The organism is Yonghaparkia sp. Soil809 (assembly GCF_001429705.1).
Classification (GTDB): domain Bacteria; phylum Actinomycetota; class Actinomycetes; order Actinomycetales; family Microbacteriaceae; genus Microcella.
Genome location: NZ_LMSV01000001.1, coordinates 1,270,040 through 1,283,849 on the forward strand (window position 1 = coordinate 1,270,040; position 13,810 = coordinate 1,283,849).

Sequence of the window (13,810 nt, forward strand, 5' to 3'; positions counted from 1 at the left end):
GTCGGCGTCGCCTAGAGCAGCCCGCGCTCCATCGCGAGGGTCACCGCGCGCGTGCGGTCGTGCACCCCGAGCTTCTCGAACACGCGCAGCAGGTGGCTCTTCACGGTCGCCTCGCCGATGCAGAGGCGCTCGCCGATGACGCGGTTCGAGCAGCCCGCGGCGACGAGGCGCAGCACGTCGAGCTCGCGCGGCGTGAGCTCGGCCGGGGCGGGCGCGCGCAGCCGGGCCACGAGCTGCGCGGCGATCGCGGGCGAGAGCGCCGTCTCGCCGCGGGCCACCGAGCGCACGCCCTCGACGAGCTCCTCCGCGGGCGCGGCCTTGAGCAGGTAGCCGCTCGCGCCCGCCTCGATCGCGGCGATGATCGTGGAGTCCGACTCGTAGGTCGTGAGGATGAGCACGCGCGTGCCGGGCAGCTCGGCGCGGATGCGCGCCGTCGCGACGTCGCCCGTCGCGCCGGGCATCCGCACGTCCATGACGACGAGATCGGGGCGCAGGCGGCGCGCCTCCTCGACCGCGGCGAGGCCGTCGGAGGCCTGCCCGACGACCTCGATGCCGTCGACGTCGTCGAGCAGCGCGACGATGCCGGCGCGCACGACGGCGTGGTCGTCGGCGACGAGCACGCGGATCATGCGTCGGCCTCCGTCGTCACGACCGCGCGCACGGGAACGGTCACGCTGAGCACGGCGCCGCGCCCGGGCGCCGACTCGACCGCGAGCGCGCCGTCGACGAGCGCGAGCCGATCGCGCATGCCGTGCAGGCCGAACCCGTCGCGAGCCGTACCCGGGTCGAATCCGATGCCGTCGTCGGCCACGCGCAGCGCGACCGCCCCGGTCGCCCTCGTCACCGCGACCTCGATGCGGGATGCCCGGGCATGCTTCCGCGCATTGGCGAGCGCCTCCTGCGCGCACCGCAGCACGACCACCTCGACGTCGCGCGGCAGCGCGAGCTCCCCGGCCGGCTCGGCGGTCACGGCCACGACGACTCCGGTCTCGCGCTCGAAGCGCTCGGCGAGCCGGTGCAGCGCCCCCGTGAGGTCGAGCGCCTCGCCCTCGGGCACGCCGATCGGGCCGGCCGAGCCGGCGACGGGAGCGCCTGAGGCGACGAGCGCGCGGGTCTCGCCGAGCGTCTCGCGCGCGACGTCCTCGATGAGGGCGAGCACCTCGGGGTCGCCGCCCGAGCGTCGGGCGCGCTGAGCGAGCAGCACGAGGCCCGTGAGGTCCTGCGCGATGGTGTCGTGCAGCTCGCGGGCGAGGCGCTCGCGCTCGGCGGCGGCGCCGGCGTCGCGGTTGAGCGCGGCGATCTGCTCCTGCGCGCCCTGCAGCTCGCGCAGCAGGGCGCCGTTGCGCTCGCCGAGCTCGGTGACGCGCGAGATCCACAGACCCATCGCGAGGCTGAAGCCGAGCGACAGCACCATCGAGAAGGCCGTCTGCGCGAGGTCGTCCGGCGAGGTGCCGAGCGAGACGAGGAATCCGATGCCGACGGCGATCGCGACGCCGATGTTCTGCACGATCGCGCGCCGCACCGTCGGCGCGTAGACCCAGGCGATCGGGTAGACGACGACCTGGACGATCGCGAGCGTCGGATACCCGGCGACGGCGACGCCAGCGGCGACCGTCGCGAGCGCGACGAACCACGGTGCGGTCGGCGCCTCGGGGCCGCGGCGGCCGAGGGAGATCCAGGAGGCGACGAGCAGCGCGAGCCCCGCTCCACCTGTCGCGAGCCGCCACGGCTCGGCGGACTGCAGGAGCAGCAGCACGGCCAGGAGGGCGGCGACCCCGACGACGGCCGCATCCCACCAGGTCACGCGCCCCCGCGCATCCGACCGCTCGGTCATGACCGCCCCGCCTACGAGTCGCGCCGGATCCAGCGGAACGTCAGCCGCGTCAGGACCAGCCCCGCGACGAGCCACACCGCGAGCGCGAGGGCGATTCCCGGCTGATCCCAGCTCTCGTTCTGCTCGAGCACGACGAGCTCGTCGGGCAGGAAGACGCTGCGCATGCCCTGCGCCATCCACTTGAGCGGGAAGACCGAGGCGACGCTCTGCAGCCAGTCGGGCAGGTTGTTGAACTGGAGGTAGACCCCCGAGATGAACTGCAGCACGAGCGTGATCGGGATGACCACGGCCGTCGCCGATGCGCCGCTGCGCGGCACCGCCGAGAGCGCGATGCCGAGGATGGCGGACGTGATGATGCCGAGCAGGAAGATCCAGACGAAGTCGCCCCAGCGCGCGGGCTCCTCCGGCAGCGGAACCTGGAAGACCGTGAACGCGAGCAGCAGCAGCACGACCGCCTGCAGCACGCCCGTCACGACCGACTGGCCGATCTTGCCGATGAAGTAGCTGATGACCGGCAGCGGCGAGCCCGCGAGGCGCTTGAGCGTGCCGTTGCTCTTCTCGGCCGCGATGTCGATCGCGAGGTTCTGCAGGCCGCTCAGCAGCACGCCCGCGGCGAGCATCGCCGGCAGGAAGAACCACGCGGCGGTGATCTCGTCGCCGTCGGCGGTCTGCCCGAAGCTCGCCTCGCTGAACGAGACGGAAAAGATCGTGAGCATCACGACGGGGAAGAGGAAGGTGAAGAACACCGTGTCGCCCTGCCGGAAGTACGCGCGCACCTCGTAGCCGATGCGCAGCAGCCCCAGCCGCAGGGTGCGGGCGATGGGCGAGCCGAGAGCGGGGGATGCCGGGCGCGCGCCGGCCTCGCCGGTCGCGGTCGAGCGCGTGGTCATCAGCGGGTCTCCATCACGGTCTCGGGAGAGGCGAGGTCGGTCGCGTGCTCGCGGCCGACCAGGTCGAGGTAGACGTCCTCCAGGCTCGGGCGGATCACCTCGAGCCCCTCCGGCTCCCCGCCGAGCCGGGCGACGAGCGCCGCGACGGCGGCGGCGGGCGCCTGGGTGCGCTCCTCGCGCACGACGCCCTGCTCGACCCAGCGGACGATCGGGATGCGCGCATCCGCCCCGCCCAGCTCGTCGATCGGCGCGAGGTCGACCATGCGGCCGCTCGCGATGATGCCCGCGCGGTCGCCGAGCTGCGCCGCCTCGTCGAGGTAGTGGGTCGTGAGGAGGATCGTCGTGCCCTCGCTCTGCAGCAGGCGCACGAGCGCCCAGAAGCTGCGGCGCGCCTCGGGGTCGAAGCCCGTCGTGGGCTCGTCGAGGAAGAGCAGCTCGGGCCGGCCGATGATGCCGACGGCGACGTCGACGCGGCGGCGCTGCCCGCCCGAGAGCTTGCGGATGAGCGCTCCCGCCTTCTCCTCGAGGCCGACCGCGGCGATGACCTCGTCGACGTCGCGCGGGTTCGGGTACAGCGCGGCGAAGTGGGTCAGCTGCTCGCGGACGGTGACCGCTCCGACCTCGCCCGAGCTCTGCAGGACGATGCCGAGCCGGGCCTTCCAGTCGAGGCCCGCCTTCTCGGGGTCGGTGTCGAGCACGCGCACCTCGCCGGAGGTGCGGCGGCGGTACCCCTCGAGGATCTCGATCGCGGTCGACTTGCCGGCGCCGTTGGGGCCGAGGAGGGCGAAGGTCTCGCCCCGGTGGATGTCGAAGCTCACGCCGTCGACGGCCGCCATGTCGCCGTAGGTCTTGCGCAGGTCGCGCACCTCGACGACGTTCTGAGGAGTGGTCATGGCATGAGTCTCGCGGGCGGGGGCCCCGTCGGCAACGGCCGTTCGGCCCGTCGTCGACTCCACCGATCGGTGGAGGCCCTCGCCCGCGAGTTCGGCGGTGCGCGGTGCGTCCCGCGGTCAGTCGCCGGTGATGCCGGATGCCCGGCTCTCGCGCCGTGCCCCCGAGGTCGCCGCCCCGATGATGGCTCCGATCACGAGCAGGCCGCCGATGCCGGCGACGAGGATGATCGGCACCGACCCGTTGGGCAGCTCGTCGAGCCAGCCGAGCTCGGCGAGGAGGGCCAGGGCGGCGATGCCGACGAGGATGACGCCCCAGATGATCGTCGAGACGCGCGGGCGCAGCGGCTCGAGGTCGGCGCTCGAGGTGCTCGAGCCGTAGGGGGTGTCGGTGCTCATCGGTCCGTTCCTTCCGTGGTGAAGAGGATGTCGCCGGCGCCCGAGATGACCTCGAGCGTCAGCAGCCGGTCGCCGCCGTCGGGCAAGTCGAGCCCGCTCTCGCGCGGGATCGACCGCGACTCGTCGCCCTCGACGAGGGTCGCGTCGCCGGCGCCGGACACGATGTCCCACTCGACCGCGCCCTGCTCGGGCAGGACGACGGTGACGTCGCCGGCTCCCGCCACGATCGTCACGACGCCCTCGAGGCCGGCGCCGGAGCGCGTGCCGTCCCAGTAGTCGGAGAGATCGACCGTGGTCGAGCCCGCCCCGACGACGTATGACTGATCGTCGTCGTCGGTGAAGAGCGGGGCGTACTCGCCCGAGCCGACGAACCGCAGGTCGCTTCCGGCGCCCGGGGAGGCACCGGCGATCGCGAGGCCGATGAGGGCGACGATCGCGGCGGCCGTCGAGCCGCCGGAGCGCTTCCCGATGACGCCGTTGACGATGATCGCGAGCCCGAGCACGCCGACCGCGACCGCGAAGCCGAGGACGACGTCGCCGCGCTCGATCTCGGTGCCGCCGGAGGTGAGCGTCGTCACGGCGCCCGCGATGAGCGCGAGGCCGACGGCCGCGAGCGTGAAGAGCGGGTGCGATCGCGTGCGGCGGCGCAGCTGGCGCTGGCGCTCGTACTCGGCGACGCGCGCGCGGCGCTCCTCGGCGAGGCGGTCGGCTTCGGCCTGGCGGCGGGCGGCCTCGTCCGCGGAGACGAACGCGTCGCGCTGGGCCCGGTCGGCGCTCTGCTGCGCGCGCCAGGCATCCAGGTCGCCGTCCGCAGGCGCAACGCCCGGCGCGGCGGCGGCCGGCATCGGCGTCGTCGCGGTCGCGTCGGCGGTGCTGGCGGCGGTGGGGGGCGCGGATGCCGTGCCCGCCCCGGCGACGTACGTCGCGCCGGGCGCGCCCGCCGTCGGCGTCGCGGCGGTGCTCTTCGAGCGGCGCACGAGCCACACGATGAGCCAGATCACGCCGCCGATGACGGCGACGGTCCAGATGAGGCCGATGAGGGCGGCGATCCCCATTCCGGGCCAGCTGTGCATCATGCCGCCGTCCCAGCCGTAGCCGGCGTCCCAGAGGACGGGGCCGCCGTCGGCGATCCCGAGCAGGCCGAGCACGAACAGCACCGCGGCGCCGACGAAGCCGGACTCGATGCGGCCGCGCGAGACCTCCTCGGCGTGGATCTTGCCCGTGTGATCGGGGAGGAACGCCCAGGCGAGCGCGTAGAAGAGGGCGACGGGGAAGGAGAAGATCGCGAGGACGACGAGGATGCCGCGCACGATGAGCGGATCGATGCGCAGCCGCAGGGCGATTCCGGAGGCGACGCCGCCGAGCCAGCCCGGCTCGCGGGTCAGGTGCAGCGAGCGCAGCCAGGCGAAGAAGCGGGCGGAGCCGCTCGCGGGAGGCGGCGGCGGGGGCGCGGCGGGCGCGCCGTCGGGGGTGGTCGGATCGGTCATGAGGCGATGCTCCCGCGCGCCGTCGCCCGCTCGCTATCGGGGTCTCCCCTGATCGGCCCCTGATCTTCGCTTCCGGGGGCCCCCGACCCGCGCGCCGGATGCTTGACTGAGCGCGTGACAGCCCTCGTCGACCGCCCGCCGCTCGCGCGCCCGCGCGACGTGCTGCTGAGCGGGGTGTCGAGGGCGCTCGCCGACCACCTCGGCTGGTCGCTCGGCCGGGTCCGGTTCGCGCTCGTGGTGCTGACCGTGCTCGGCGGCGGCGGCGCCCTCCTGTACGCGTGGCTGTGGGCGCTCACCCCCCTGCGCGGCGAGCGACCCGGTGACGACCCCGTGCCCGTGCGGGCGGATGCGCCCCTCGCCGTGCGCCGCTGCGTCCCCGGCGCGATCCTGCTCCTCCTCGCCGCGGGGGTCGCCGGGCTCGTCACGATCGCCGCCGCGGTGACGCGCGACCGGGCCGACCCCGTCGATGCCGCGTTCATGACCCTGCTGCTCGCGGGGGCATCCGTCGCCTGGAGCCTGCTGCTCGACCGGCACGACCCCGCGCGCAGCGAGCGCGCGGGCGTCATCGTGCGATCGATCGCCGCGGGCGGCCTCATCGTCACCGCCCTCGTCGTGCTCGCCGCGAACCCGGGCGCGACGACCGTGATCGTCGCGCTCATCATGATCATCGGCGGCACCGGGGTCTTCGTCGCCCCGCTCGTCGTCGGGCTGTGGTCGACGCTCATCGCCGAGCGCTCGGCGCGCGTGCGGGAGGAGAGCCGCGCCGAGGTCGCGGCCCACCTGCACGACAGCGTGCTGCAGACGCTCGCGCTCATCCAGAACCGCGCCGAGCCCGGGAGCGAGGTCGCGCGCCTCGCCCGCGCGCAGGAGCGCGAGCTCCGCGACTGGCTCTTCGCCGGCACCAAGCCGAGCGACGCCGACTTCGCCGCCCAGCTGCGGCAGGCGGCGCTCGAGATCGAGCTGCGGCACCCCGTGCGGTTCGACGTCGTCACGACGGGCGACTTCTCGGGGCACGAGTTCGAGCCGGTGCTCGCGGCCGCGCGCGAGGCGATGCTCAACGCTGCGCGCCACGCGGGCGGCGAGGTGAGCGTCTACGTCGAGCTGCGGGCGGATGCCCTCGAGCTCTGGGTGCGCGACCGCGGCCCCGGCTTCGATCCGGCCGCCATCCCGGACGATCGCCTGGGGGTGCGCGAGTCGATCCTCCGCCGGATGGCGCGCCACGGCGGCTCGGCCACGGTCTCCCGGCTCGCCTCCGGCACCGAGGTCGCTCTGCGCCTCCCGTTCGCCGCGCCCGCCGGAGCGTCCGCGTCCGAGCCCTCCCCGGCCTCCGTGCTCGTGCCGGCCCCCGTGCCCGCGGCGGCCCCGCCTCCCGCAACCGCATCGCCCGCGACCCCCGAGGAGTCCGCATGAGAGTGCTCATCGTCGACGACCACTCGATCTTCCGCTCGGGCCTGCGCGCCGACCTCGGCGACGTCGTCGAGGTCGTCGGCGAGGCGGCGACGGTCGATGAGGCGGTCGCGCGCATCGCCGAGCTCGAGCCCGAGGTCGTCCTGCTCGACGTGCACCTACCCGGCGGTGCGGGCGGAGGAGGGGCCGAGGTGATCCGCTCGAGCGCGGCGCTGCTCGACCGCGTGCGCTTCCTCGCCCTGAGCGTGAGCGACTCGGCGGAGGACGTCGTCGGCGTCATCCGCGCCGGCGCTCGCGGATACATCACGAAGGGCTCGTCGGGGGCGGAGGTCGCCCGCGCGATCGACGCCGTCGCGGGCGGTGACGCGGTGTTCTCGCCTCGCCTTGCCGGGTTCGTGCTCGACGCCTTCGGTGCGGTCGCCGGGGAGCAGGCGGCCGACGACGACGAGCTCGACCGCCTGAGCGCGCGCGAGCGCGAGGTCATGCGGCTCATCGCCCGCGGATACGCCTATAAAGAGGTCGCAGGCGAATTGTTCATCTCGGTGAAGACGGTGGAGTCGCACGTCTCGGCGGTGCTGCGGAAGCTGCAGTTCTCCTCCCGTCACGAGCTCACGGCCTGGGCGCTCGAGCGCCGCCTGCTCTGATCGCGGCGGGTTGCGGCGAACCGCAGCCCGCGGCGAACCGCGGCTCGCCTTTCGCGAGATCGTGCTTTTGTCGCGAGTGAGCGAGGAATTCCCCGCACTTTCGCGACAAACCCGCTCACTCGCACTCCTGGTCGCGACAAACCCGCTCACTCGCACTCCTGGTCGCGACAAACCCGCTCACTCGCGGGCCTGGTCGCTGCAAACACCCTCACTCGTCGTCCTCCTCGCTGCGACGCTTCCGATGCCCCCGCCTCGCGCTGCCCCGCGCCAGCCCACCCCCGAATCGATACGGACTTCTGCACCGAATTGGGCTTTTCGAACGCCCGTCTCGACGCAAGAACCCGTCTCGGCGCGGGGTCGACTTCCGACGCGAGCTCCCGTCCATCCGACGCCCATACAGTCCGTCCCAGAATCACGTCGACGCGCACAATCGACCGTGCGACAGTAATTCTCGGAATTGCCTTCGAAATGACGAGCGCTCAGCAGAATTGCGCACCTTAGCTCTGTGAATAGCAGTACGCTGATGCGGCACCGGGCATTTATGCTCGGCACCGACGATTAGCGCCCTCCGCGTATATGTTCCGCCGCGATTCGCTGATCGGCGCAATTCCCTCGCGCGCGCGCCGCGCCGCGACTCGTACGATTCCAAGGAGCACCTCGTGAAGCGCATCACCACCGAACTCGTCGACGACCTCGACGGCGGCATCATCGGCCAGGGCGAGGGCGGCACCGTCTCGTTCGGCCTCGACGGCAGGCACTACGAGATCGACCTCACGAACGCGAACGCCGAGCAGCTCCGCAGCGCGCTCGCGCCGTTCATCGCCAAGGCCCGCTCCGCGAGCTCGGCCCGCGCCGCCGCCCCCGCGGCGAAGGCCCCGGGCCGCAAGCGCGCCTCGGCCGGCAGCAGCGCCGAGACGCAGGCGATCCGCGAGTGGGCGCAGGCCAACGGCTACCCCGTCGGCGACCGCGGCCGCATCGCCGCCGAGATCCGCGAGGCGTACGCCGCCGCGAAGTAGCTGCACTCGCCGCTGCACCGGCAGCCGCGCGGAACGAGAACGGCCCCGCACGATCATCGTGCGGGGCCGTTCTCGTCGAGCGGGCAGCATCCCCACGGGGCCGGCGCCGCCGCCGGCGGCGGGCCCGACCCCGCCTAGTCGCGCGTGCCGAAGAGCGACTGCAGCCGCTGGATGCCCGCCAGCAGGTCGTCGTCGCCGAGCGCGTAGCTGAAGCGCAGATAGCCGCTCGGGCCGAACGCCTCGCCGGGCACCGCGGCGACCTCCGCCTGCTCCAGGATGAGGTCGGCGAGCTCGAGCGACGACGTCGGCGTCACCCCGCCCCACTCGCAGCCGAGGAGGCCCGTGACGTCGGGGTAGACGTAGAACGCGCCCGTCGGCGTCGGCGTGACCATGCCGGGGATCCGGTTGAGCTCGGCGACCGCGACCCTCCGCCGGCGGTCGAACGCCTCGCGCATCGTCACGACCGCGTCCTGCGGTCCCGTGAGGGCCGCGAGGGCGGCGCGCTGCGACACGTTCGCGACGTTGGAGGAGAGGTGCGATTGCAGGTTGGAGGCCGCGGCGATCGCGTCCGTCGGGCCGACCATCCAGCCCACGCGCCATCCGGTCATCGCGTAGGTCTTCGCGACGCCGTTGACGAGGATGGTCGTGTCCGCGAGCCCGGGCACGGCCTCGACGATCGAGATCGCGCGCTCGCCGTCGTAGGTGAGCGCCTGGTAGATCTCGTCGGTGATGACCCAGATGCCGTGCTCGAGCGCCCACTCGCCGATCGCGCGCGTCTGCTCGGGGCTGTAGACCGAGCCGGTGGGGTTCGAGGGGCTCACGAACTGCAGCACCTTCGTGCGGGGGGTGCGCGCCGCCTCGAGCTGCTCGACCGTGACCAGGTAGTTCTGGTCGCTGCCGGCGAAGACCTCGACGGGCACGCCGCCCGCGAGGCGCACGACCTCGGGGTAGGTCGTCCAGTACGGGGCGGGCAGCAGAACCTCGTCGCCGTCGCCGACGATCGTCGCGAAGGCCTGGAAGACGGCCTGCTTGCCGCCGTTGGTGATGATGACGCGGCTCGCGCTCACCTCGAGGCCCGAGTCGCGCAGCGTCTTCTCGGCGACCGCCTCGCGCAGCTCGGGCAGGCCCGCGGCGGGCGTGTAGCGGTGGTTCCTCGGGTCGCGCGCGGCGGCGACGGCGGCCTCGACGATGTGGTCGGGCGTCGCGAAGTCGGGCTCGCCGGCGGCGTACGAGATGACGGGCCGGCCGGCGGCCTTGAGGGCCTTGGCCTTCGCGTCGACCTTGAGGGTCGCGGATTCGGCGATCGCGGCGATGCGAGCGGAGATGCGGGAGGGGTCTGCGGTCACGACGGGAAGTCTACGGGCGGGCATCCGCCCCGCGCGAAGCGCTCACGGGCCCCGAGCGCTCGTCTCGAACGAGGGCGCGGATGCCCGGCTCGGGCCTCGGCTGGACTCGCCCCGGAGCGTCACCTACACTGGTCGAGGTAGTTGAACTCTGCCAAGCTTTGCCGCGCCGTCATTCTGGCGAATCCCCCGGAACCCGACCGCGGTGAAGCATGCCCGAGTTCGACCACGCCGAGGGCGGTGGCTCAATTGGTAGAGCAGCGGTCTCCAAAACCGCAGGTTGCAGGTTCGAGTCCTGTCCGCCCTGCAGATCGATCGGGCTCGGGGCGCTCCCGTACGGGAACGCCCCGGTCTCGGTGATACGGGCTCCTCAGAGCCCGACGACAGTCGGAAGGCAGTGTGAACGTGGCAAGAAACGTGGTCGACGAGCCCAACGAGGACATCGTCGAGAACGCCAGGAAGGACCGCGCCGAGAAGCGCGGACCCTTCGGCCGCATCGCGCTGTTCATCCGTCAGGTGTTCAACGAGCTCGGCAAGGTCGTCACTCCGACCCGGCGCGAGCTCATCACCTACACCCTGGTCGTGCTCGTGTTCGTGATCATCATGATGGCGCTCGTCTCGGGCCTCGACCTCGTGTTCGGGTGGGTGGTGTCGTTCGTCTTCGGCGACGGATCGGCCGTCACGGGCGGCTAGCGCCCCTGCCCCGAACCGCTCCACCAGCCGCACCGGCCCAGTACTGCCAACGGAAAGAGATCCAGTGACCGACGACCACCGCCGCGACATCGACCTCGCGACCGCTGCCGAGCAGTCCTCCGAGGAGGACGAGGCGCAGGAGGGCAACACCCTCGAGGCCGACGAGCACTCGGCCGACGCCGCCGAGCGCTCCGCGATGCACATCGTGGACGAGGACGAGCCCGACCTGTCCGACCTGTTCGACGCGCTCGAGACCGCCGTCGACCCCGAGGCCGACGCGATCGTCGAGGACGCCCTCGACATCGACTCCGCCGACGAGGCCGAGGCCGCCGCCGAGGCGACCGAGGACGAGGCGGAGGACGACGCCGCGGAGGCCGCCGACGAGGAGCCGGTCGAGGTCGACCCCTACGACGAGTTCAAGCGCGAGCTGCGCGTCAAGCCCGGCAAGTGGTACGTCGTGCACTCGTACGCGGGCTTCGAGAAGCGCGTGAAGTCGAACATCGAGAACCGCCGCGTCTCCATGAACATGGAGGAGAGCATCCACGAGGTGCAGGTCCCCATGGAGGACGTGGTCGAGATCAAGAACGGCCAGCGGAAGCTCGTCAACCGCGTCCGGATCCCCAGCTACGTGCTCGTCCGCATGGACCTCAACGAGGACAGCTGGTCGGTCGTGCGCCACACGCCCGGCGTCACCGGCTTCGTGGGCAACGCCCACAACCCGACGCCGCTGCGCTTCGATGAGGCCTTCAACATGCTGAAGTCGACCGTGCAGATCGCCGAGGCGCCCGCGAAGGCGGGTGCCGCGAAGGGCGGCGCGACCACCGCGCGCTCGATCCCCGCCGAGATCGACTTCGAGGCCGGCGAGACGATCACGATCAAGGAGGGCTCGTTCGCGGGCCTCCCCGGCACGATCAGCGAGATCAAGGCCGAGAGCGGCAAGCTCATCGTGCTCGTGTCGCTGTTCGAGCGCGAGACCCCGGTCGAGCTCAGCTTCGACCAGGTCACCAAGCTCTAAGATCCCCTGGGCCCTCGGGCCCCCCAGTTCACCGCGGCTCGGATTCGCCGAGCAGGCGGGAGCGCGTCGGCCACCCGGCCGCCGCACGACACGAAGGAAGAAGAAATGGCACCGAAGAAGAAGGTCACGGGCCTGATCAAGCTGCAGATCAACGCCGGCGCGGCGAACCCCGCCCCGCCGATCGGTCCGGCGCTCGGTCAGCACGGCGTGAACATCATGGAGTTCTGCAAGGCGTACAACGCCGCGACCGAGTCGCAGCGCGGCAACGTCATCCCCGTCGAGATCACGGTCTACGAGGACCGCTCGTTCACGTTCATCCTGAAGACCCCGCCGGCGGCCGAGCTCATCAAGAAGGCCGCGGGCGTGCAGAAGGGCTCGTCGACGCCGCACACCGTGAAGGTGGCCAAGCTCACCAAGGAGCAGGTGCGCGCGATCGCCGAGCAGAAGCAGGCCGACCTCAACGCCAACGACATCGACGCCGCGGCGAAGATCATCGCCGGCACCGCCCGCTCCATGGGCATCACGGTCGAGCAGTAAGCGCCCGCCTTCCCCCTTCCCACTCAGCGGGAGAGCCAGCCAGGCTCACGATTCACCGCGAACTCAGCACAGGAGACACAACATGGCACAGAAGTCCAAGGCCTACCGGGCCGCGGCCGAGAAGCTCGAGGCCGGCAAGTACTACACCCCCACGGAGGCCGTCTCGGTCGCCCGTGAGACGGGCTCCAAGAACTTCAACGCGACCGTCGAGGTCGCCCTGAAGCTCGGCGTCGACCCCCGCAAGGCAGACCAGATGGTGCGCGGCACCGTCAACCTGCCCCACGGCACCGGTAAGACCGCGCGCGTCATCGTCTTCGCGACGGGCCCCGCGGCCGAGGCCGCGATCGCCGCGGGTGCCGATGAGGTCGGCGGCGCCGAGCTCATCGAGAAGGTCGCCGGCGGCTACACCGCCTTCGACTCGGCGGTCTCGACCCCCGAGCTCATGGGCCAGGTCGGTCGTCTCGGCAAGGTGCTCGGCCCCCGAGGCCTCATGCCGAACCCGAAGACGGGCACCGTGACGCCCGACGTCGCGAAGGCCGTCACCGACATCAAGGGCGGAAAGATCGAGTTCCGCGTCGACAAGCACGCCAACGTGCACTTCATCATCGGCAAGACCGCGTTCAGCGAGGACCAGCTCAACGAGAACCTCCGCGCCGCGCTCGACGAGGTCCTGCGCCTCAAGCCGTCGAGCTCGAAGGGCCGCTACGTGCAGAAGGGCTCGCTCTCGACGACCTTCGGCCCGGGCATCCCGCTCGACGTCAACGCGCTCTGAGTTCCTCGATGCGCCGCCGCTGCTGCGGCGCATCGACGCGAAGGCCCCGCTTCGGCGGGGCCTTCCGCGTTCCCAGCCGATACGCGGCATCGAGAGGCACCCACGGCTCTAGCCTGATCGAGACTCTCGTGCCGAAAGGGCTCCATGACTGCCGCGTTCCTCCTGCTCCGCGTCGTCGGGGCGCTCGCCATCTGCGGCGCGGTCGTCGCCCAGCTGGTCACCTCGCTGAACTTCTGGGCCGACCAGGGGCTCACCGACGTTCCCTTCCGGCTCGTCAACTTCGCCAGCTTCTTCACGATCGAGTCGAACATCGCCGCGACGGTCGTGCTCGTGATGGCGCTGGGGTTCCAGCTGCTGCGCACCGAGCGCGGCTGGTTCACGGTGCTGCGGGCATCCGTCACGGCCTACATGGTGACGACCGGCATCGTCTACAACCTGCTGCTGCGCAACATCGAGCTCGATCAGGGCGCGACGCTCGCGTGGTCGAACGAGGTGCTGCACGTGTGGGGCCCGCTGTACCTGCTCATCGACTGGCTCTTCGGCCCGGGTCGCCCGCGCATGGAGTGGCGCGCCCTCTGGGCGATCGTCGCCTTTCCGATCGTCTGGGCGGTGTACACGCTCGTGCGCGGCCCGCTCACCTACGACCCGCTGCGCGACGGGCCCTACTACCCGTACCCGTTCCTCGACCCGACGAACTCGCCGAACGGCTACCTCTCGGTCGCGTTCTACGTCATCCTCATCGCCGCCGTGATCGGTCTCGTGGGCGCCGGCGTGATCCGCATCTCGCGGTCGCGGCTGGGTCGCGGCATCGATGCGGCGGATGCTCCGCGCCGGCCCGTCGAGGCCTGGCCCTCCCCGCCACCCGCGTCGTAGCGTTGCCCGC

General features: G+C 72.1%; 15 protein-coding genes and 1 tRNA gene. 9 read left to right on the plus strand and 7 right to left on the minus strand.

The window, feature by feature from the left end; all coding sequences use genetic code 11:
* Positions 1-11: 11 nt before the first annotated feature.
* The 6 genes from ASG83_RS06185 to ASG83_RS06210 all read right to left on the minus strand — a co-directional run bounded on the left by ASG83_RS06185 (position 12) and on the right by ASG83_RS06210 (position 5,500).
* Positions 12-629, minus strand: coding sequence for a response regulator transcription factor (locus tag ASG83_RS06185; protein ID WP_055858173.1), 618 nt, complete (start codon positions 627-629; stop codon positions 12-14).
* Positions 626-1,834: a sensor histidine kinase gene (locus ASG83_RS06190; RefSeq protein ID WP_055858176.1), complete on the minus strand. Its 1,209-nt coding sequence runs from the start codon at positions 1,832-1,834 to the stop codon at positions 626-628. Before ASG83_RS06190 ends, ASG83_RS06185 begins: the two co-directional genes overlap by 4 nt.
* A gap of 11 nt (positions 1,835-1,845) precedes the next feature.
* Entirely contained in the window at positions 1,846-2,724 is an 879-nt protein-coding gene (locus tag ASG83_RS06195) for an ABC transporter permease (protein WP_055858178.1), read from the minus strand.
* Positions 2,724-3,617, minus strand: coding sequence for an ABC transporter ATP-binding protein (locus ASG83_RS06200; RefSeq protein ID WP_055858181.1), 894 nt, complete (start codon positions 3,615-3,617; stop codon positions 2,724-2,726). Before ASG83_RS06200 ends, ASG83_RS06195 begins: the two co-directional genes overlap by 1 nt.
* A gap of 117 nt (positions 3,618-3,734) precedes the next feature.
* Entirely contained in the window at positions 3,735-4,013 is a 279-nt protein-coding gene (locus ASG83_RS06205) for a hypothetical protein (RefSeq protein WP_055858184.1), read from the minus strand.
* Positions 4,010-5,500, minus strand: a complete 1,491-nt coding sequence (locus ASG83_RS06210) for a PspC domain-containing protein (protein ID WP_055858187.1) — start codon at positions 5,498-5,500, stop codon at positions 4,010-4,012. The genes ASG83_RS06205 and ASG83_RS06210 overlap by 4 nt, the downstream gene beginning before the upstream one ends.
* A gap of 114 nt (positions 5,501-5,614) precedes the next feature.
* Here ASG83_RS06210 and ASG83_RS06215 point away from each other — a divergent pair, with 114 nt between their 5' ends.
* The 3 genes from ASG83_RS06215 (at position 5,615) to ASG83_RS06225 (ending at position 8,567) form a co-directional block, all read left to right on the plus strand.
* On the plus strand, positions 5,615-6,910 hold the full coding sequence (locus tag ASG83_RS06215; protein ID WP_055858190.1) for an ATP-binding protein: 1,296 nt from the start codon (positions 5,615-5,617) through the stop codon (positions 6,908-6,910).
* Positions 6,907-7,551: a response regulator transcription factor gene (locus ASG83_RS06220; protein WP_055858194.1), complete on the plus strand. Its 645-nt coding sequence runs from the start codon at positions 6,907-6,909 to the stop codon at positions 7,549-7,551. Before ASG83_RS06215 ends, ASG83_RS06220 begins: the two co-directional genes overlap by 4 nt.
* Positions 7,552-8,210: 659 nt before the next feature.
* A complete protein-coding gene (locus ASG83_RS06225; RefSeq protein ID WP_055858197.1) occupies positions 8,211-8,567 on the plus strand; it encodes an Lsr2 family protein in 357 nt (118 codons plus the stop codon).
* Between the two features lie 134 nt (positions 8,568-8,701).
* Here the strand turns inward: ASG83_RS06225 and ASG83_RS06230 are convergent, their stop codons facing one another.
* Positions 8,702-9,937, minus strand: a complete 1,236-nt coding sequence (locus ASG83_RS06230) for a pyridoxal phosphate-dependent aminotransferase (RefSeq protein ID WP_055858198.1) — start codon at positions 9,935-9,937, stop codon at positions 8,702-8,704.
* A 207-nt stretch (positions 9,938-10,144) separates the two neighbouring features.
* Here ASG83_RS06230 and ASG83_RS06235 point away from each other — a divergent pair.
* From ASG83_RS06235 to ASG83_RS06260, 6 genes are all read left to right on the plus strand, one after another.
* Positions 10,145-10,217: transfer RNA gene (locus ASG83_RS06235), tRNA-Trp, on the plus strand.
* A 98-nt stretch (positions 10,218-10,315) separates the two neighbouring features.
* On the plus strand, positions 10,316-10,603 hold the full coding sequence (gene secE / locus ASG83_RS06240; protein WP_055859405.1) for a preprotein translocase subunit SecE: 288 nt from the start codon (positions 10,316-10,318) through the stop codon (positions 10,601-10,603).
* A 64-nt stretch (positions 10,604-10,667) separates the two neighbouring features.
* Entirely contained in the window at positions 10,668-11,618 is a 951-nt protein-coding gene (gene nusG, locus ASG83_RS06245) for a transcription termination/antitermination protein NusG (protein ID WP_055858201.1), read from the plus strand.
* A 105-nt stretch (positions 11,619-11,723) separates the two neighbouring features.
* Positions 11,724-12,155: a 50S ribosomal protein L11 gene (gene rplK / locus ASG83_RS06250; protein WP_055858203.1), complete on the plus strand. Its 432-nt coding sequence runs from the start codon at positions 11,724-11,726 to the stop codon at positions 12,153-12,155.
* Positions 12,156-12,237: 82 nt separating this feature from the next.
* Positions 12,238-12,927 (plus strand): 50S ribosomal protein L1, encoded by a 690-nt coding sequence (gene rplA, locus ASG83_RS06255; protein WP_055858206.1) that lies wholly within the window; start codon positions 12,238-12,240, stop codon positions 12,925-12,927.
* A 144-nt stretch (positions 12,928-13,071) separates the two neighbouring features.
* Positions 13,072-13,800 (plus strand): Pr6Pr family membrane protein, encoded by a 729-nt coding sequence (locus ASG83_RS06260; RefSeq protein WP_055858208.1) that lies wholly within the window; start codon positions 13,072-13,074, stop codon positions 13,798-13,800.
* The last annotated feature ends 10 nt before the right edge of the window (positions 13,801-13,810 follow it).